We start from the raw sequence: 17,431 nt of genomic DNA, 5'->3' as shown, positions 1-17,431 counted from the left end.
ACTCTTCTCTTTTTTTATGGTTGATTCGCAAAAAAGACATGCATCCGGCATGTCTTTTCCTTTTTTCTCATTTTACATGCAGCATTTGTGGTTACTCAGGACATAAGGAAAACGACTTTTTTGTATGACTCAAGTAAATCCCCATTAACTTTTTTTGGGGACGATTTGTAATCTCTTCGCAGTGACATTATACCTGTGCTAGCCCGCCATCTACGAACAATTCAACACCCGTCAAGTAACTGCTTTCGTCTGAAGCAAGGAAAGTTACAGCGTTTGCTACTTCTTCAGGTGTCCCAACTTTTCCAGCTGGAACAGTTTTTCTGGCATTTTCCATCGCTCCTTCAAGTGCATCACCAAAAAGCTCATCGTATGCAGGTGTAAGAATAACTCCTGGACTTACCACATTTACACGAATTTCAGTACCTTTTAGGTCAAGAATCCAGTTGCGAACTAGTGCTCTTAATGCTGCTTTAGATGCTCCATATACACTAAATGCTGGGTTGCCAATTGATCCAGCAGTAGAGCCCGTTACAATAATAGAACCTACTTTGTCCGGGAATAGTGATAGCGCTTTTTGAACAGTAAAAATGGTTCCTTTCACGTTAATGTCGAACGTTCTATCAACCTGCTCTTCAGTAATTTCACCTAATGGAAGGAAGTTGCCGATGCCTGCATTAGCAAAAAGGATGTCCAACTTACCTTTTTCCTGCTTTATCATGTCATATAGTTTGTCTAAGTCTTCAAGCTTAGAAATATCACCTTGAACACCGGTTACGTTCTTGCCAATTTGGTTAACAGCTTTATCAAGTTCGTTTTGTCTACGTCCCGTGATATACACATATGCACCTTCGTTTACAAATTTTTGTGCTGCAGCAAGACCAATCCCACTTGTTCCACCCGTTACAAGCGCTATTTTACCTTCAAATTTACCCATACTTAACACTCCTTTAGAATTCATATTATTTTATGTCTAGTACCTTTAAGTACTTGAAGAGCAACTTACAAGATATAGTATCCTCCAGCAAGCACATTATCGGAAGTACCCACTTTTTTGTGATATAGTAACTAAAAAGTAATAAATGTGGAATGGAGAGCTTTAGACATGAAAAAATTCAGCTGCGGGTTTGAAGTGACAAAGGAAGTGATTGGCGGAAAATGGAAAGGCCTTGTATTATACTTTTTAATGAATGGACCAAAGAGAACGAGTGAATTAAAGCGCATTATCCCAAATATCACGCAGAAAATGCTGATTCAAACACTTAGAGAGCTTGAGGCCAGTGGACTTGTGACCAGAAAGATGTATAATCAAGTACCGCCGAAGGTTGAATATTCTTCCACTGAACTTGGAGAATCTCTTAAACCTATCTTGCAGGAGCTCTGTCAATGGGGGAGCCATTATGCGGAGCAAGAGTATGCAGAAGGTGAATATGAAATTGTACAACCAGAACAACTAAAGTGAGGATTGAAGTAGCTGCTGAAGTAAATGATAAACAACATCAATACCATCACCTAACAGATGAAGAACAGTCAGAAATAAATGAGATAGTCAATTTTGAAAGTAAAGTTCTAATCAGAAGTGTCATGGACTATATTCAGGAGAACTTTGATGAAATTCAAAAAAGAGCTGTTTCAAATGTTAAAGAGAAGGTTCAGAAACTTAACTTTAAACAATAAATGAAGATATGATCATAATATTTAATGCCTATGATCTCTAAATAGGCATTTTTTCTTTCGGATAAAAAAGAAAAGACGTACAAATTGTACGCCTTCATCTGCTTCTGCACTATCAATTTTTCACTGCATAAAAGTCACAGTTCAGCTTGCACCTCAGGTCACACTTTATCATACAATTCCCATGAGTATTTTCAGGTGTGACTTTTCCCACTTTTACTGTGACACCAATTCGTTTCACACTCCGTCTCACACAGCGGAATAATTACCGATTATCAATCGTCTCCGGATACATATCATGGTTCATCATACGGTATTCTGCCATTTCCTCATATTTCGTGCCAGGTTTCCCGTAGTTCGTATACGGGTCAATGGAAATACCGCCTCTTGGCGTAAATTTGCCCCAAACTTCAATATACCTTGGATCCATCAATTCAATCAGGTCGTTCATAATAATGTTCATACAGTCCTCATGGAAGTCACCATGGTTACGGAAGCTGAACAAATATAATTTTAGCGATTTACTTTCGACCATGATTTCATTTGGGATATAGCTGATATAAACTGTCGCAAAATCAGGCTGACCTGTTTGCGGACATAGTGAGGTAAATTCTGGGCAGTTGAATTTCACAAAGTAATCTCTATTTGTATGTTTATTTGGAAACGTTTCAAGCACTTGTGGTGCATAATCAAACAAATAATTGGTTCCTTGGTTTCCCAGTAGCGTGACACCTTCTAATTCTTCTGGTTTTCTTGTCGTCATGTCATCTCTTCCTTTCTATACGCCTCGTTTATTTCCCCACAATAACGTGTGCAGCTGCGGCAGCACTCTTACGCGGTTTAAGTCTGGATCTTGCGCTACTTGATCGACAAGCGCTTCATATTTCTTTAATAAATGCGTCAATAAGTACGCATCATCAGCTGTCGTCGTGTCATCATTTCCTACCTGCAAATAAAAAGGAAGCTCAGGGTATTTTGCATGAACATCCTTCGCATACGCTAGGTCACGATCGTCAAAGATCACGACCTTCAGGCTAGCATGCTGTAATCTATTCCCGCTTTTCAGCTCATCTATAATACGTGTTAGTTTCGTAAAATCTGTTTTCATATTCGAGCTTGGCGGCTTAGGAGAAATGGTTAAATCATCAATTTTCAAAAACCATTCCTGATACATCGTCCCTTGTGTTTCAAGCGCTGTATCAATTCCCTCTTCATGCAGTAAATCAATGAGGGATTCCATTTGTTTTAAAAGCGCTGGGTTTCCCCCTGAAATGGTGACATGAGAAAAAGCCTGTCCGCCTATTCTTTTTAATTCTTTGACAATGTCTTCTGCCTCAAGCCACTGAATGTCATGCTTCGCTGAGCCATCCCATGTAAAGGAGGAATCACACCAGCTGCACGAGTAGTCACAGCCAGCCGTTCTGACAAACATGGTTTTTTGTCCAATGACCATTCCTTCTCCTTGAATGGTTGGACCAAAGATTTCTAATACGGGAATCGCTTTAGCCATTGATCTCAACTCGTTTCGGACGGTAAATGCAATAGCTTGTTGGTGTCTCTCTGACAAAGACCTGAACACATGCCGGCTTGTTCGCTAAAGTCGATAAATACGCTGCGACTTTGTCATGTACGGTCTTTGCCACCACCTCAGTGGTTGGCATCGCGTATCGATCGTTTGATGAGAATTCCTCATGATCATTGAGCAGCGTGTGATCGTACTGCCCATGAATGAGCTTTTTCAATGTACTGAAATTGACAAGGAAACCCGATTCATCTAGCTCGTCTCCCGCAATCGTGATATTGATGGTGTACGTATGACCATGAACACGGCTGCATGCGCCCGCATCTTCTCGCGGGATGAAATGGGCAGCAGAAACATGCATGTCTTTATTTAATTCAAATGAAAATGGATGATCGGTTTGTGGATAGATTTGAGAAAGCATTTATTTTGCCTCCTTCATTTCCATATAAGTGTCATAGCCATTTTTCCGCAGCTTACACGCAGGACATTCCCCGCAGCCATCAGAGATGATGCCATTATAGCAAGTGAGCGTTTCATTTTTCACAAAATCCAGCGCATTAAGCTCGTCTGCCAGCTTCCATGTTTCTGCTTTATTCAGCCACATCAGTGGTGTATGAATCACAAATGGTTTTTCCATTGCTAAATTCACTGTGACGTTGCAAGATTTCACAAACTCGTCACGGCAATCTGGATAGCCGCTAAAGTCTGTCTCACAAACACCTGTGATAATATGTCTTGCTCCAATTTGATACGCAAGAATAGAGGCGAAAGATAAGAACACTAAGTTTCTTCCTGGTACAAATGTGGAAGGAAGCTCTCCTTCTTTTTCCTCAATGTCAATGTCATCTCTTGTTAAAGCATTAGGTGCCAGTTGATTTAAAAGAGACATATCTAACAGATGATTCTTCACACCTAATTTGTCAGCGATTCTTTTGGCGACATCAATTTCTTCTTGATGACGCTGATTATAATGAAAGGTCACGGTTTCTACCTCTTCAAATTGTTGAAGTGCCCATAATAAACATGTCGTACTGTCCTGTCCCCCGCTAAAGACAACGACTGCTTTTTCATTTTTCATTTTCTGTTCTCCTCCTTTTGCAGATGAGTACAACCGTACAACACTGCATCTGAAAGGCTCCTGAAAACCCCTATTTTTCTCAAAAGAAAAGACACCTTTACATGTGTATGAGGTGTCCCAGCCATAAAAAATAAAAAATGCCACATCCAAGGATACGGCAAGTCCTTAGTTTTTTATAGAGGGTTTTGCTAGAACCTCTCCCGTCTTCACGGATTTTTGTTCAATTTTCACAGAGGATAGTGTACCACATATTTTTCATGCAGGCTATCCTTTCTTTACTTATCTAGCGGGGCAGGCACTTTTTTTAGACAAAGAAAGAGGATAAAAAAGATGCTGACATAGCCAAAAACCGGATAAACCGTTGAAATCAGTGTACCGTAACCAATTTTACTAATCACATAGCAGCATATGAGAATAAGGGATATCGTAAAGATGCTGTTCATTCGGATATATGCCCTCACTTGTCTCTCCAGCCCGTATAAATTGCCTATGACGGATGTAAAAACTTCACCGAAGATGACAAATAAATAAATGAGATGAATGGAGTTTGCGACTTGATACACTACCTGGGCCATTGGAATATCAAACGCCTCCAGCATATCTAATGAAGAAAGAGATAAGAAGCAAGCAAGCAAAATGAGTGTCAGCATGACGCCCCCAAGCACCGCTCCCTTTTTAATGACTGCTTCAGAGGTCATTTCATTTGCGACGGGTACTAACACTGCCTGTGACAGTGCTAAATTAAAGGCACCATATGACACGGCTGATAATATCCACTCGCCCTCACCCATTTGCAGCGCAAGAACATAACTTTCACTGCTGCTAAACACAAATGAATCAAGAAACACGATCATTGAAAAGAAAATCAGCATTGGAACGACAAGGACGTTGACTCCAAATAGCCCTTTTGAACCTTTAAAGAGTACAATGACGCTCAAAATGATCGTCAAAAAGATCCCATACTCCTTCGATATGCCAAGCTGTTCTTCAAAAATAGCCCCTGCGCCTGAAATCATGACTGAGGTGACACCAAGTAAAATAAAAAACATGACAATATTAATATATCGACTCGCAGCTGCGCCAAATAAAAAACGGTTCATATCTTGATAAGATTCTGCTTCGATTCGTTTCGAAATCAGCATCATTTTTGCCCCAAGGCCAGTAAAAATAACACCGCTAATCAGGATCCCTAATAGTCCAATCCAGCCAAAACGAACAAAAAATTCTACGATTTCTTTCCCTGTCGCAAACCCAGCTCCAACCACTGTTCCTACATAAACAAAGGCAAGCTGAAAAGCGGATTCATTTGAACGTTTCATGTGACCCCTCCGCACCCATCACTTTCGATTGTCTCTTTTTTATCCTATGAGACAAGTTCCTTGAAAAGAAGGACAAACCATGATTAAATGCAAAAAAGGATTTTTATTCCCCTTTGAGCAAAACAGTTGAAAGTCAAAATAGGTCAGAGTATACTATAGTCAAAGATGGTCAAACAATAGGCCATTTTCTTTAACATTCATTGGTCAAATAAAGTCAAACTTTATTTTAAGGAGGTCATGGCAAATGCGTTGTCAACATTGTCAAGTAAATGAAGCAACTATTCGCCTGAATATGCAAGTAAATTCGTCCCGGAGCCAAATGGTTTTATGTGAAGACTGCTATACCTCTTTGATGGAGCAGTCAAAAATGAAAATGGGACCTCAGCTTTTTGGAGGAAGTTCATTCTTCTCTCAGGCAGCAAGTCATGCCCCAAACATGGAGCAGCCAAAGCAAAAAGGCTTACTCGATGAGCTTGGCCGTAACTTAACAGATGGAGCAAATGCTGGTTTAATTGATCCAGTCATTGGCCGAGATGAAGAAGTCGCAAGAGTCATTGAGATTTTAAATAGAAGAAATAAAAATAACCCTGTTCTTATTGGTGAACCAGGTGTTGGGAAAACAGCGATCGCAGAAGGACTCGCGCTCAAAATTGCGAGCGGCGATGTGCCAAATAAATTAAAGAACAAACAAATCTATTTATTAGATGTCTCCTCACTTGTCGCAAACACAGGTGTACGCGGTCAATTTGAGGAAAGAATGAAGCAGTTAATCAAAGAACTGCAAAGCCGTAAAAATATCATCTTATTTGTAGATGAAATCCACCTTCTTGTGGGCGCAGGATCTGCAGAAGGATCAATGGATGCTGGAAACATTTTAAAACCAGCCCTTGCAAGAGGCGAGCTGCAGCTAGTAGGTGCGACGACATTAAAAGAATATCGCCAAATTGAAAAAGATGCTGCACTCGAACGGCGCTTCCAGCCCGTTATCGTAGATGAGCCAACACAAGATGAAGCAATCGACATCTTAAAAGGCATTCAAGATAAATACGAGGCCTATCATGGTGTCACCTATTCAGATGAAGCAATCAAAGCGTGCGTTCAATTATCTTCGCGGTATATTCAAGACCGTCATTTGCCGGATAAAGCCATTGATTTAATGGATGAAGCTGGTTCAAAAGCGAACCTCTCCATTGATGCAGCAAGTGCAGATGAGCTGACAAACCGACTAGCGCAAATTGCCGCAGAAAAACAAGCTGCGCTAAAAGAAGAACAATATGAAAAAGCAGCGAAGCTTCGCGATGAAGAAGAAGCCATTGAAGCAAGACTTCAAAACAAAACAACTGAAAAAGAGCATATCGTTACAGCAGAGGACATTCAGGCCATTGTGGAACAAAAAACAGGCATTCCTGTCGGGAAACTCCAAGCAGACGAACAAACCAAAATGAAAGAAATTGACGTCCGTCTAAAAGCACGAGTGATTGGACAGGAACATGCGGTTGATAAAGTGGCGAAAGCCGTGAAAAGAAGCAGAGCTGGTTTAAAATCGAAACATAGACCAACAGGCTCCTTCCTTTTCGTTGGACCAACAGGTGTCGGGAAAACCGAATTGTCTAAAACGTTAGCTGAAGAATTATTCGGTTCAAGAGATGCGATCATTCGTTTAGATATGAGTGAGTACATGGAAAAACACTCTGTGTCCAAACTCATCGGTTCTCCTCCTGGTTACGTTGGACATGATGAAGCTGGCCAGCTTACTGAAAAAGTGCGCAGAAAACCATACAGCATCATTTTGCTGGATGAAATCGAAAAAGCACACCCAGATGTACAGCACATGTTCCTGCAAATCATGGAAGACGGCCGCTTAACAGACAGCCAAGGCAGAACGGTCAGCTTTAAAGATACAGTCATCATCATGACAAGTAACGCAGGCAGCGCAGATAAAACGGTCAAGGTCGGCTTCCAGTCTGATCAAGAAGAAGCGATTGAGGAACAATCACTCATTGATTCACTAAGCAGCTACTTCAAACCAGAATTTTTGAACCGTTTTGACAGCATCATTCAGTTTGAATCATTAGACAGAGATGATTTAGTGAAGATTGTTGATCTTCTGCTCAATGAGCTGTCAGAGCAATTAAAAGAGCAGAATTTAACAGTCCATGTCACAAATGAAGCGAAAGAAAAAATCGCAGAGCTTGGATATCACCCTGCATTTGGTGCTCGTCCACTTCGAAGAACCATCCAAGAGCACGTTGAAGACCAAATGACGGAGATCCTGCTTGAAGAGGAGCAGCTTTCTGGATTTACTGTGGATGTTGAACATGACGAAATCGTCGTAAAAAAAGGATAACTACATCTTCAGGATGATATGCATCTCCATCATGTTGCGGCGTCTAAGTTCCATCTGAACGACGACGCTCCCCCGCCTCTTTTCCTTTACGATAAAAGAAAAAGAGGTGGATCACATGATGAATTGGAGCTACGATCTTGTTAAAATCATGTATGAAGAAAAATTAAAAGAGCTGCTTCATTTAGATGAACCAGCTCAAAACGATTAAATGGAGACTCCCTTTATATGAGAGGGAGTTTTCTTTTTATGCAGATAGAAAGCGCTTTCGTCAAAAATTCTTCACAGAAAGTGTCTTAATTTTATATTCTGACTAAAACCCTTCTGGAACACACCGATATTAACTATAGAAAAAGATAGTTAAAGGATTTGGTGAGATAATGGACAAAACATCGTTAATTGGTATTATTTTAGCATTTATTGCACTAGGTGTCGGTATGGTTTTGAAAGGTGTGAGTCTAACTGCTCTTCTCAACCCGGCGGCTATATTAATCATCATTGTTGGGACGGTTGCAGCTGTTGTCATCGCATTCCCTTCTAGTGAAATTAAGAAAACACCAAAATTGTTCGGCAAAATTTTCAAAGACAGCCAGCTTCCAACGATTCAAGAAATGATCCCTCTATTTTCAAACTGGGCACAAATTGCGCGTCGTGAAGGTCTTTTGGCATTAGAAGCAAGTCTTGAGGAAGTCGATGATGATTTTCTAAAGAACGGGTTAAGCATGGCAGTTGACGGTCAAAGTGCTGAATTTATTCGAGACGTCTTAACAGAAGAAGTTGACGCCATGTCTGAACGACATCAGTCAGGTGCATTAATCTTTACACAAGCTGGTACATACGCTCCGACGCTAGGGGTACTTGGCGCCGTTGTCGGACTTATTGCCGCACTTGCCAACATGGGAGATATTGAAGCACTTGGACATGCGATCAGTGCTGCCTTTGTCGCCACACTGCTTGGGATTTTTACCGGATATGTGTTATGGCATCCATTTGCCAACAAGCTGAAGCGTAAATCAAAGGAAGAAGTAAAGCTTCGTCTGATTATGATCGAAGGTATTCTTTCTGTTCTTGAAGGTCAATCTCCAAAAGTCATTGAACAAAAACTTCTTATGTACTTACCAGCAAAAGAACGTGCAAATCTTGTCATTGAAGAAGGAGAAAATCAAAATGGCTAGGAAACGTAAAAACCATGATCATGAAGACCATGTAGATGAATCTTGGCTTATCCCTTATGCCGATCTACTAACGCTTCTTCTCGCCCTCTTCATTGTGCTCTTTGCATCTAGTTCAATTGATGCGGCAAAATATGAACAGATGGCTAAGTCTTTTAATGTAGTTTTTACTGGCGGTACTGGTGTTATGGATCAATCCAGCATGCAAAGCACGGAAGAAACTGAAAACAGCAACCAAGTCAAGAAAGCAGCCGAGGAAGAGAAAGATGAAGAAGCCAAAGCAAAGGCTAGGGACCAAGCGGTTCTCACAAAGGTCAAAAAGCAAGTCGATTCATTCATTGCAAATAAAAAACTTGGTTCAAAGCTCGAAACAAAGCTTACGGATGAAGGTCTTCTCATTACGATTGAGGATAGTATCTTCTTTGACTCTGGACGGGCAGTTATTCGCCCTCAGGATGTCCCGTTAGCAAAAGAAATCTCAAAACTGCTCGTCATTAATCCTGCTCGTGACATTGTCATTAGCGGACATACAGATAATGTACCGATCAGAAATTCAGAATTTGAATCAAACTGGTATTTAAGCGCCATTCGCGCTGTGAACTTTTTAAATATTCTTCTTGAAAACAGCAATCTAAACCAAGAGAACTTTAGTACAAAAGGATACGGCGAATTCAAACCGATTGCCTCGAACGATACAGCAGAAGGCAGAAGTAAAAACCGGCGTGTAGAAGTACTCATTTTACCGATTGAGAAAAAAGCGAAATAAAAAAAGAAGCCAGCGGCTTCTTTACAGATTGTTGACAAAGGGCTAAAATGATCTCTATTTTAGCCCTTTGTCTTCTTTTCAGCGTGATAGAATACCTTTGCAGTCTAGGAACGAGCACCGGCACGCAGGACTGACAACTGAATGCGAGGGATTGCCTGCGCGCTGAAAAGGAAGCCAGCGGCTTCCTTTTTATTTATTCTTGATGATCATATAAATGCTTTGCACGCAGCCCTACATGTTTGAGCATATCGATGCAGGCATCTTTCTCTTCTTCACTGAGGACACTGATCATCTCATGAATTTCTTTCGCATGATCTGGGAAGATGTCATCAAGCAAAGCTCGTCCCTGCTTGGTAATATGCGCAAATGTCACCCTGCGGTCTTCTGCACAAGCCTTGCGGCTGAGGAGTTCTTTCTTCTCCAATTTATCAACCACATACGTGATGCTGCCGCTTGCAAGTAAAATCTTATCACCGATTTGCTGAAGCGGCTGATCACCTTTATGATACAGCAATTCTAGCACAGCAAATTCAGTTGGATTCAGCCCGTGCTTCACAATATGTTTGTTCATGTGATGATTAATTGAGCGATAGGCACGTGATAATACAATAAATAGTTTCAATGATTTTTCAACATTATGATTTTCCATTTTTTATCATCCTTTATGAAATGCAACCCACTAATGTGACATTAATAAACAATAAGTAAAATGTCAACATTTTGATCCATCTTTAGCACGAAAATGAGACCAGAACGAATCACCTAATTTTTTAAAAATCACACAAGTCATCGTAATAAAGATAGGTTCAATGCTATAATAAGTCTATTAGGTAATACGTTGGAGCGATGAATGATGAGTATACTGAAAGGGTTTTGGAAGAAGATCAGGCTTTACCTTATTTTGGTCATGCTTCCAACCCTAATCATTAGTTATTTTATCTACGAAAAAGAAACTGAAAAAATCGATTTAAAGAACAAACAAACCGCTACACTTATGTTAAATATTCACAAAAATCAAATGAATTATTTAATAAGTGAAACAGAAGCGAGATTAACTTCCCTCGCCATGGGATTTGACCAGCCGCTTGAGACGAAAAAAGTACAAAACATCCTAGAGAAAATCTATAAACAAGAACCTCGTTTTTCAGGTCTGTATCTCCTAGACAAAAAAGGAAATGTAACAGCAAGCACCACCCCGTTAAAGGAAAAAATTAACCTATCATTCAGAGATTACTTTAAACGCATTCAAGTGACCAAGCAGACCGTGATCACAGACAACTATGTGAGCCGAATTACAAAACAGCGGATTCTCTCCATTTGTGTGCCTGTTCTCGATGAAAACGAAGAGGTCACCAATGTACTGATTGCCGCCATTCAAATTGATTATTTAAGAAATATTATGAATGTATTGAACCCTGATCTTCATTTTAAGATGCTGAATCAAAATGGACATGTGGTCTTTACAAGCGGTCCACAGCCAGTACCCGAGGGCGGCAGCACCGTGTCTACATATTTAGATGAAAACAGCTGGAAGCTGGAGGTCTTTCCGCAGCGTGCTTCAACAAGTGAAGTGCTGTCTGTGATGCTCATCCCTTTATCCAGTGCGTTTATTTTATTAAATATTTTATTCACACTCGTCCAATATATCGTGTTAAGGCGGCAAACTCAGCAGGAGCGTCATCAAAATGAAGCGCAAAAGCTTGAATTGATCGGAACACTCGCAGCAAGTACAGCACACGAAATTCGCAACCCATTAACAGGGATTAGCGGATTTATCCAGCTATTGCAAAAGAAGTATCATTCAGAAGAAGATCAGCTCTATTTTTCTGTCATCGAGGAAGAAATTAAACGGATCAACCAAATCGTCAGTGAATTTCTTGTATTAGGAAAACCAACGGCAGAAAAATGGCAGAATAACTCTGTAAAAGAAATTGTAAGTGAGATCATGCCGATCGTTTTCTCTGAGGCAAATCTTTATAATGTCGAAGTGGATTTGCAAATCAATACGATTCAAGATGTCGGCGTGTATTGCACAAAGGATCATATTAAACAAGTTGTTTTAAATGTAGCAAAGAACTCTTTAGAAGCGATGCCAAACGGCGGTCATTTGAAGATTGTGATCGAAGCTGAAAAAGAACATGTCATCATTAAAGTAGAGGATACAGGTGAAGGCATACCAGAAGAGATGTTAAAGCACATCTTCCTCCCCTTTATTACATCGAAGGAAAAAGGCACAGGTCTTGGGCTTGTCGTGTGTAAACGAATCATTTCGATGTATGGCGGAACAATTGATATTCATAGCGAAGTGAATAAAGGAACGACTGTTATGATCATGCTTCCTTCTGCTCACTCAGCATAACTGAAGATGTCAGCCGGTTTTGCTTATGCAAGACCGGTTTTTCATGTCAATAAGAGGGGCGGTTCACAGATAAAAGACTCATTTGAGACACAAGATCATGAAAGGAGGGGGCAGATTGTTTCTCATGAAAAAGAAGATGCTGATACTCATTCATCAGGTTGTCCAGTTCTTGACTATATTTAATTGTCTTCTCACCAGTGTAACCTTCCACTTGAGCAGCTTCTACCATTTGTTTTCTCTTCTCATCAATGGACATCAGCAATTGTTCTTTCCTTACGTAAATATTCATGATCTCAGCTCCCGCAATGATTTCGACTGTCTATGCTCAAAATGATCCGACACCAAAATTATACTTTATTTGTAAATTAAATTAAATATGCTTATTTTATTTAATTTTTTACAGCCTAAAGACCTTTTACCCAATCAAATTTGGGGGTAAACTTCAAATTTGGACAGGACTGACACATTGATTAAACAGAATTTTATCCTATGCAGAAGATCAAAATCAACTATTTTCTTTCTCATTTTATGTCTAATCTCCTAAAAAAAAGCTGATCTTCCGCCTCATGCGGAATGATCAGCTCTATCATTAAACCGTTTCTTCCTCGTAAATCGGCACCCAGCCCTCAGTTGTGACAAATATGCGAACTGCGACCACTTTGCGATCCTCTTGAAGTGTAAAGTAATGACGAATGTTTGGCGGAACAGAAATTAAATCACCTGGATTCAATCTCACATCAAAAAAGACGCCATCCTTGCCTTGAATAGCAAAGATTCCGTGCCCGCTCACAATAAAGCGTACTTCGTCATCTGTATGGTGATGCTCACGTTTAAAGTTTTGGAGCAGCTCATCAAGATTTGGCGTGGCATCAGATAATGAAATGACATCCTGCGCTTTGTACCCTCTTTTTTCAGAAATACTTTGGATTTCCTTTTGGAAAACAGTCAAAATCTCTTCCTTTTCCTCATCGGTTAAATCATACTTTTCTGATAAACGGTTTGGCAGCTTTTCAATATCCCAATGCTCATAAATGACCCCTTGGTTTTCCAAATATGATGCTACCTCTTGCTCGCTTTCAAGTAATGTGTTCTCTTCATTATGAATCAAAATCGTCGCCATGTGTTTTTCCTCCTTTTTATCTTACAAGCTGCTGTTGATAAAGCGCTAATTTTAAGTGATAGCTAAATAAAAATTCATATGCTTCTAATACTCGTTTTGCTTCAAAGGCTGTTTTTCCCCAGACTGTAATACCATGATTGCGAATGAGTACAGCACCAGATGACGCCTCTAGTGTCAGATGTTTGGCAAATTGCTCTGCAAGCTGCGGAATATGAGCTGGATTTTCAATAATCGGAATCGACACTTCTGCATCCTCTTCCCAATAACCAAGCGCTTTGATGATTTCGTTGCCTTTAAAACGAATCTCTCCCTTATCCCCATACAGCTCTGACATCACATTATTATCGATTGTATGGACATGGAGGCAGCAGCCTGCTTTCGTCCGTTCATATACGTACGTGTGAAGCAGTGTTTCAGCTGATGGTCTAAGCGGCTCGTTCGGATCATGGGGCTGGCCTGCCGCATTTACTAGCACAAAATCTTCGTTTGTTTCTTTTCGTTTATCTTTGCCGCTTGCCGTCACCAAAAACGTGATTGGATCATCCGACACCTTGATCGATAAATTACCGCTTGTTCCGAAAAACCAATCTCTTTGAGCCAGTTCACGTTTAACGTCTGCTAGCTCCTGCCAGCGTTTGCTCTTTGCGTCTGCCATTCCTTCACTTCCTTTATTTGAACAAATTGCGCTTGTAGATCAATAAATGTGTCATATTCCTTGTGTACGAGCCCGAGCTCTTGACATTCATTGAGCAAGTAGTCGCGCGCAAACGTAAGATCCGCATGCTTCGCCGCCTCCACATCAGTCACTGAATCTCCGATCATGATGATGAAGTCATCCTCATGAGTCAGCTTTCGAATGATTGAGGGCTTGCAGCATCCGCAGCCATTTTGACATTGCGTATCGCAGGCATGCGGCCATTCAATCTGAATATGGTCTTCCACAAATGATGCATGGTTGCAATAAATATCGTCTCGATCGACAATGCCTTCGAGGATGGGGTAGACAAAAAAGTCCATCCCCCCGCTAAGTACATAGAAAGGAATATCTGCTTTTTTTACCTCATCGACAAATTGCTTAAATCCTTCTCGAATCTCTGTATCCTCTAAAATAAATGATTGAATGGCATCCTTCTGATCACTTGTCAGTAATTGAAACATCTGCCCGACGCCTTCTTGAATGGTGATTTCCTTTGACAGGACACCATCCTTCAGCTTCGTCCATTCACTTGGTGCAAACTGTTTCATGATGCGGATGATATTATCATTTTTTGTAATTGTTCCATCAAAATCACAGCATACAATTGGTTTTTTCATTATTCTGCTACCCTTCCCCAAAGATCAAGTGCCGCTTTTAAGTCTTGGCAGGAAGCCGCCTTATCTCGGATGGACTCTTCGTGAATCACTGCATCAATGATCGAACGAAATGCCTTCCCTCCGCCAATGGCTCCCCGCGGATGTCCGTGAATGCCTCCACCTGCATTTATCACATGATCAATTCCAAAATCTTTGATCAATACTGGAACCATTCCTGGATGAATGCCTGCTGACGGGACAGGGAATGTTTTTTGAACCGTATCCTCTTTCACGCAAGCTTCATAGATTCCAAAGGCATCTTTTTTCGGAAGTGCAACCGATCCATAAGGTGAGGGAAAGAGGCTCAAATCAGCGCCAGCATATCGATTTAATTTGCCTAAAAGAAGAGAATGCGAGAATCCATATTCAGGAGAGGATGTCAAAGCACCACTCACAGCGGGATGCGCCATAATCGGCAGTGGAATGTCTGGGTCCTCAGCTAGGCTTTGCATGACATCAAGGCCGTATGCAAAGACATTGAATAAGAGCGCATCTGCCCCAAGTTCAGCGGCCTTTCTCGCTCGATCCTTCAGGTCAAAGGTTCTGCCCGTTAAATTGACAGCATACAGTGTGCGGTGTCCTGTTTCTTCATAGGTTTCTTTTAAAATCGCTTTTCCTTCTTTGATTCGCTCTTCAAAAGGAGCTAATGGACTTTCGAATAAAATTTCATCGTCTTTGATGAAGTCAACCCCGCCCAATGCCTGTAAACGGAGCTGCTCTTTTAAATCCTGCATATCACGGCCGATGACGCCTTTAAAAATACTCATCAATAATGGACGGTCAAACACATTTACCTTTTTTCGTATGCCATCAATTCCAAATACAGGTCCTGGCAGGCTTTTTTTAAATTCTTCAGAAAATTGGATATCGACTAGCTTCACTTTTCCGTCTAGTGAAAGCTTTCCAAAAATCGTCGTAAAAACAGCTGGTAAATCAGCTGAAAAGTTTGCCTCAGGATAAGCAATGGTCACCTCTGATTGATAAAGGCCATTTTCGGCTGGAACAGCCTTTTCTAATACTTTTTCAACTCGGCCTTTATGCTTTTGAAGCTGCTCCTTTTTGAGCTGCGGCAAATCCGTCCATGATCCAACTGTTAAACCAAGCGCGATCTGCTCCGCTTTTCGATTTATTTGTTCATCCTCTCGATGTGTTAATACGTATGTTGCCAGTAATTCACTCACTAGGAATCCCCTTTCGATTGCGTCATGCATATGTTCAATAAAAAAACCTCTTCAAGTGCTTCATGAGCGCCTTAAAGAGGTTGTTTCGTGTCATTCATCCGAATCTTATCTCTCAGCGCTTGCTGCAAGAATTAGCACCGTGCTTCATGGAAGTCGGTTGCCGGGCTTCATTGGGCTAGTCCCTCTGCCTACTCTTGATAAGAATATTCAATTTTCTTAAATATTGCCTGAATTATCGCACCATTTTTTTATGTTGTCAATGGCTTTTTTTCAAACAGCTTCAAAGCAGCGATGCGCTGAGCGGCTTCTTGTAACCGCTCCTCACTTGTTAGAAGCCCTACTCTCACGTACCCTTCACCGTGAGCACCAAAGCCATTGCCTGGCGCAACAACAACATGTGCCTTCTCTAATAATAAGTCAGAAAAGGCTTCAGATGTATATCCTTCCGGCACCTTTAACCAAGCAAAAAATGAACCCTTTGGTGCACTGACTTCCCAGCCAATTTCTTTGCAGGCAGCCATCCACACATTCCGCCTTTTCTCATATCGATCATTTTGCACCTGCACGCACGTTTGATCGCTTAATAGCGCTTCCGCTGCTGCATCTTGAGTGGCTTTAAACAGCGAGACAAACAGATGATCCTGATAAAGCTCAATTGCTTCAATAACAGATGAATTTCCGGCTGCAAATCCTACTCTCCACCCTGCCATATTGTACGTTTTAGATAATGTGTAAATTTCTATTCCCGTCTCTTTCGCTCCCTCTACTTGCAGAAAGCTGAGCGGCTTTTCTCCATCAAATCCAATGCCGCCATATGCAAAATCATGGACTACACATAGCTCGTGATCTTTCGCAAACGTAACGGTTTCTTCAAAAAATGCACGGCTTGCCGTAGCCCCTGTCGGATTGTTGGGGTAATTTAAATACATTAATTTTGCCTTTTTCTTATCATCTTCAGGCAGCAAATCGTAGTCAGGTAAAAAATCATTTTTTTCAAGAAGTGGCATGGTTACCATATGCGCTCCAGCAAGCACAGCGCCTGACCAATAATCAGGATAACCAGGATCAGGGACAAGAAGCGTATCACCCGGATTCAGCAGACATTGCGGCAGCTCAACAAGCCCTGCTTTCCCGCCAAATAAAATCGCAATTTCCGTTTTTGGATCAAGTGCGACCCCATATTCTCTTTCATAAAAAGCGGCAGCAGCCTTTTTTAATTTCGCTGTTCCACGGAATGAGGAGTATTGATGATTTTCAGGTTTTGCTACCGCTTCCTGCATGGCTTTTACAATGTGCGGAGGAGTTGGCTGATCAGGATTACCCTGCCCCAAATTAATGATATCTGCCCCTTCCTGCACTTTTTTCTGCACCTTTTGGACAAGGGACGCAAAAAATTGTTTCGGTAATTGTTTCAACACATCTGATTGCTGGAATTCCATTTCTTCACCTTCTATTCAAGTTACGTGACAATACAATCACTGTAATGGATTGTTTTATGAATTGTAAAGCAATTTTGAAAAAAGATTGACATGTAAAGCGCAGCTCT

Annotated in this window: 19 protein-coding genes and 2 riboswitches; of the genes, 6 read left to right on the top strand and 13 right to left on the bottom strand. The window is 41.0% G+C overall.

From position 1 onward, the window contains the following. Positions 1-187: 187 nt before the first annotated feature. Positions 188-934 (bottom strand): glucose 1-dehydrogenase, encoded by a 747-nt coding sequence (locus tag NSS80_RS06805; protein ID WP_101677265.1) that lies wholly within the window; start codon positions 932-934, stop codon positions 188-190. Positions 935-1,102: 168 nt separating this feature from the next. On the opposite strand from NSS80_RS06805, the gene NSS80_RS06800 reads away from it, so the two are divergent. Together NSS80_RS06800 and NSS80_RS06795 are read left to right on the top strand one after the other, a co-directional pair. Next, entirely contained in the window at positions 1,103-1,459 is a 357-nt protein-coding gene (locus NSS80_RS06800) for a winged helix-turn-helix transcriptional regulator (RefSeq protein ID WP_061109758.1), read from the top strand. Beyond that, positions 1,456-1,674 (top strand): hypothetical protein, encoded by a 219-nt coding sequence (locus tag NSS80_RS06795; protein WP_342498446.1) that lies wholly within the window; start codon positions 1,456-1,458, stop codon positions 1,672-1,674. Before NSS80_RS06800 ends, NSS80_RS06795 begins: the two co-directional genes overlap by 4 nt. A 262-nt stretch (positions 1,675-1,936) precedes the next feature. Here NSS80_RS06795 and queF read toward each other — a convergent pair whose 3' ends face one another. The 5 genes from queF to NSS80_RS06770 form a co-directional block, all read right to left on the bottom strand. Further along, complete coding sequence (gene queF, locus NSS80_RS06790) at positions 1,937-2,434, bottom strand: preQ(1) synthase (protein ID WP_024426839.1); 498 nt, start codon at positions 2,432-2,434, stop codon at positions 1,937-1,939. A 15-nt stretch (positions 2,435-2,449) separates the two neighbouring features. Beyond that, on the bottom strand, positions 2,450-3,181 hold the full coding sequence (gene queE / locus NSS80_RS06785; RefSeq protein WP_041116452.1) for a 7-carboxy-7-deazaguanine synthase QueE: 732 nt from the start codon (positions 3,179-3,181) through the stop codon (positions 2,450-2,452). Next, positions 3,174-3,614, bottom strand: coding sequence for a 6-carboxytetrahydropterin synthase QueD (queD, locus tag NSS80_RS06780; RefSeq protein ID WP_034281544.1), 441 nt, complete (start codon positions 3,612-3,614; stop codon positions 3,174-3,176). The genes queE and queD overlap by 8 nt, the downstream gene beginning before the upstream one ends. Then, entirely contained in the window at positions 3,615-4,271 is a 657-nt protein-coding gene (gene queC, locus NSS80_RS06775) for a 7-cyano-7-deazaguanine synthase QueC (protein WP_024424683.1), read from the bottom strand. 159 nt (positions 4,272-4,430) lie between these two features. Then, positions 4,431-4,475: riboswitch (PreQ1 riboswitch) on the bottom strand. A gap of 71 nt (positions 4,476-4,546) precedes the next feature. Further along, a complete protein-coding gene (locus NSS80_RS06770) occupies positions 4,547-5,590 on the bottom strand; it encodes a membrane protein (protein ID WP_034623360.1) in 1,044 nt (347 codons plus the stop codon). A 244-nt stretch (positions 5,591-5,834) separates the two neighbouring features. Between NSS80_RS06770 and NSS80_RS06765 the strand changes: the two genes are divergently transcribed. From NSS80_RS06765 to motB, 3 genes are all read left to right on the top strand, one after another. Further along, the gene (locus tag NSS80_RS06765; protein ID WP_041116451.1) at positions 5,835-7,937 is read left to right on the top strand and encodes an ATP-dependent Clp protease ATP-binding subunit; all 2,103 of its coding nucleotides are present in this window, start codon (positions 5,835-5,837) and stop codon (positions 7,935-7,937) included. A 377-nt stretch (positions 7,938-8,314) separates the two neighbouring features. Next, complete coding sequence (gene motA, locus NSS80_RS06760; protein WP_024424680.1) at positions 8,315-9,109, top strand: flagellar motor stator protein MotA; 795 nt, start codon at positions 8,315-8,317, stop codon at positions 9,107-9,109. Further along, the gene (motB, locus tag NSS80_RS06755; RefSeq protein WP_034281540.1) at positions 9,102-9,872 is read left to right on the top strand and encodes a flagellar motor protein MotB; all 771 of its coding nucleotides are present in this window, start codon (positions 9,102-9,104) and stop codon (positions 9,870-9,872) included. The genes motA and motB overlap by 8 nt, the downstream gene beginning before the upstream one ends. A 193-nt stretch (positions 9,873-10,065) precedes the next feature. Here motB and NSS80_RS06750 read toward each other — a convergent pair whose 3' ends face one another. After that, positions 10,066-10,521, bottom strand: a complete 456-nt coding sequence (locus tag NSS80_RS06750) for a MarR family transcriptional regulator (RefSeq protein ID WP_034281539.1) — start codon at positions 10,519-10,521, stop codon at positions 10,066-10,068. A gap of 204 nt (positions 10,522-10,725) precedes the next feature. Between NSS80_RS06750 and NSS80_RS06745 the strand changes: the two genes are divergently transcribed. Continuing rightward, entirely contained in the window at positions 10,726-12,231 is a 1,506-nt protein-coding gene (locus NSS80_RS06745) for an ATP-binding protein (protein WP_034281538.1), read from the top strand. A 46-nt stretch (positions 12,232-12,277) separates the two neighbouring features. On the opposite strand, the gene NSS80_RS06740 is transcribed toward NSS80_RS06745, so the two are convergent. The 6 genes from NSS80_RS06740 to NSS80_RS06715 all read right to left on the bottom strand — a co-directional run bounded on the left by NSS80_RS06740 (position 12,278) and on the right by NSS80_RS06715 (position 17,324). Beyond that, complete coding sequence (locus tag NSS80_RS06740; RefSeq protein ID WP_024424676.1) at positions 12,278-12,520, bottom strand: aspartyl-phosphate phosphatase Spo0E family protein; 243 nt, start codon at positions 12,518-12,520, stop codon at positions 12,278-12,280. A 300-nt stretch (positions 12,521-12,820) separates the two neighbouring features. Further along, positions 12,821-13,351 (bottom strand): cupin domain-containing protein, encoded by a 531-nt coding sequence (locus NSS80_RS06735; protein WP_034281537.1) that lies wholly within the window; start codon positions 13,349-13,351, stop codon positions 12,821-12,823. Between the two features lie 16 nt (positions 13,352-13,367). Then, entirely contained in the window at positions 13,368-14,006 is a 639-nt protein-coding gene (locus tag NSS80_RS06730; protein ID WP_034281536.1) for a methylthioribulose 1-phosphate dehydratase, read from the bottom strand. Beyond that, entirely contained in the window at positions 13,970-14,665 is a 696-nt protein-coding gene (locus NSS80_RS06725) for a 2-hydroxy-3-keto-5-methylthiopentenyl-1-phosphate phosphatase (RefSeq protein ID WP_317222069.1), read from the bottom strand. The genes NSS80_RS06730 and NSS80_RS06725 overlap by 37 nt, the downstream gene beginning before the upstream one ends. Next, positions 14,665-15,915: a 2,3-diketo-5-methylthiopentyl-1-phosphate enolase gene (gene mtnW, locus NSS80_RS06720; RefSeq protein WP_284383085.1), complete on the bottom strand. Its 1,251-nt coding sequence runs from the start codon at positions 15,913-15,915 to the stop codon at positions 14,665-14,667. Before mtnW ends, NSS80_RS06725 begins: the two co-directional genes overlap by 1 nt. Positions 15,916-15,987: 72 nt before the next feature. After that, positions 15,988-16,089: riboswitch (SAM riboswitch) on the bottom strand. Between the two features lie 44 nt (positions 16,090-16,133). After that, positions 16,134-17,324: a pyridoxal phosphate-dependent aminotransferase gene (locus NSS80_RS06715; protein WP_317222070.1), complete on the bottom strand. Its 1,191-nt coding sequence runs from the start codon at positions 17,322-17,324 to the stop codon at positions 16,134-16,136. Between the last annotated feature and the right edge of the window lie 107 nt (positions 17,325-17,431).

The sequence above is a fragment of the Bacillus sp. FSL M8-0350 genome, from assembly GCF_038593345.1.
GTDB classification, from domain to species: domain Bacteria; phylum Bacillota; class Bacilli; order Bacillales; family Bacillaceae; genus Bacillus; species Bacillus safensis.
The sequence above is the reverse complement of the archived record's forward strand: the minus strand, read 5'-3'. Positions and strand labels throughout refer to the sequence as shown.

What these genes read in the sequence shown, in the direction of transcription:
- NSS80_RS06745 (WP_034281538.1), top strand. Translation starts at nt 10,726, where the DNA reads ATGAGTATACTGAAAGGGTTTTGGAAGAAGATCAGGCTTTACCTTATT.
- NSS80_RS06765 (WP_041116451.1), top strand. Translation starts at nt 5,835, where the DNA reads ATGCGTTGTCAACATTGTCAAGTAAATGAAGCAACTATTCGCCTGAAT.
- mtnW (WP_284383085.1), bottom strand. Translation starts at nt 15,915, where the DNA reads ATGCATGACGCAATCGAAAGGGGATTCCTAGTGAGTGAATTACTGGCA.
- queE (WP_041116452.1), bottom strand. Translation starts at nt 3,181, where the DNA reads ATGGCTAAAGCGATTCCCGTATTAGAAATCTTTGGTCCAACCATTCAA.
- NSS80_RS06800 (WP_061109758.1), top strand. Translation starts at nt 1,103, where the DNA reads ATGAAAAAATTCAGCTGCGGGTTTGAAGTGACAAAGGAAGTGATTGGC.
- NSS80_RS06735 (WP_034281537.1), bottom strand. Translation starts at nt 13,351, where the DNA reads ATGGCGACGATTTTGATTCATAATGAAGAGAACACATTACTTGAAAGC.
- NSS80_RS06715 (WP_317222070.1), bottom strand. Translation starts at nt 17,324, where the DNA reads ATGGAATTCCAGCAATCAGATGTGTTGAAACAATTACCGAAACAATTT.
- motA (WP_024424680.1), top strand. Translation starts at nt 8,315, where the DNA reads ATGGACAAAACATCGTTAATTGGTATTATTTTAGCATTTATTGCACTA.
- NSS80_RS06725 (WP_317222069.1), bottom strand. Translation starts at nt 14,665, where the DNA reads ATGAAAAAACCAATTGTATGCTGTGATTTTGATGGAACAATTACAAAA.
- queD (WP_034281544.1), bottom strand. Translation starts at nt 3,614, where the DNA reads ATGCTTTCTCAAATCTATCCACAAACCGATCATCCATTTTCATTTGAA.
- NSS80_RS06805 (WP_101677265.1), bottom strand. Translation starts at nt 934, where the DNA reads ATGGGTAAATTTGAAGGTAAAATAGCGCTTGTAACGGGTGGAACAAGT.
- motB (WP_034281540.1), top strand. Translation starts at nt 9,102, where the DNA reads ATGGCTAGGAAACGTAAAAACCATGATCATGAAGACCATGTAGATGAA.
- queF (WP_024426839.1), bottom strand. Translation starts at nt 2,434, where the DNA reads ATGACGACAAGAAAACCAGAAGAATTAGAAGGTGTCACGCTACTGGGA.
- NSS80_RS06750 (WP_034281539.1), bottom strand. Translation starts at nt 10,521, where the DNA reads ATGGAAAATCATAATGTTGAAAAATCATTGAAACTATTTATTGTATTA.
- queC (WP_024424683.1), bottom strand. Translation starts at nt 4,271, where the DNA reads ATGAAAAATGAAAAAGCAGTCGTTGTCTTTAGCGGGGGACAGGACAGT.
- NSS80_RS06770 (WP_034623360.1), bottom strand. Translation starts at nt 5,590, where the DNA reads ATGAAACGTTCAAATGAATCCGCTTTTCAGCTTGCCTTTGTTTATGTA.
- NSS80_RS06740 (WP_024424676.1), bottom strand. Translation starts at nt 12,520, where the DNA reads ATGAATATTTACGTAAGGAAAGAACAATTGCTGATGTCCATTGATGAG.
- NSS80_RS06730 (WP_034281536.1), bottom strand. Translation starts at nt 14,006, where the DNA reads ATGGCAGACGCAAAGAGCAAACGCTGGCAGGAGCTAGCAGACGTTAAA.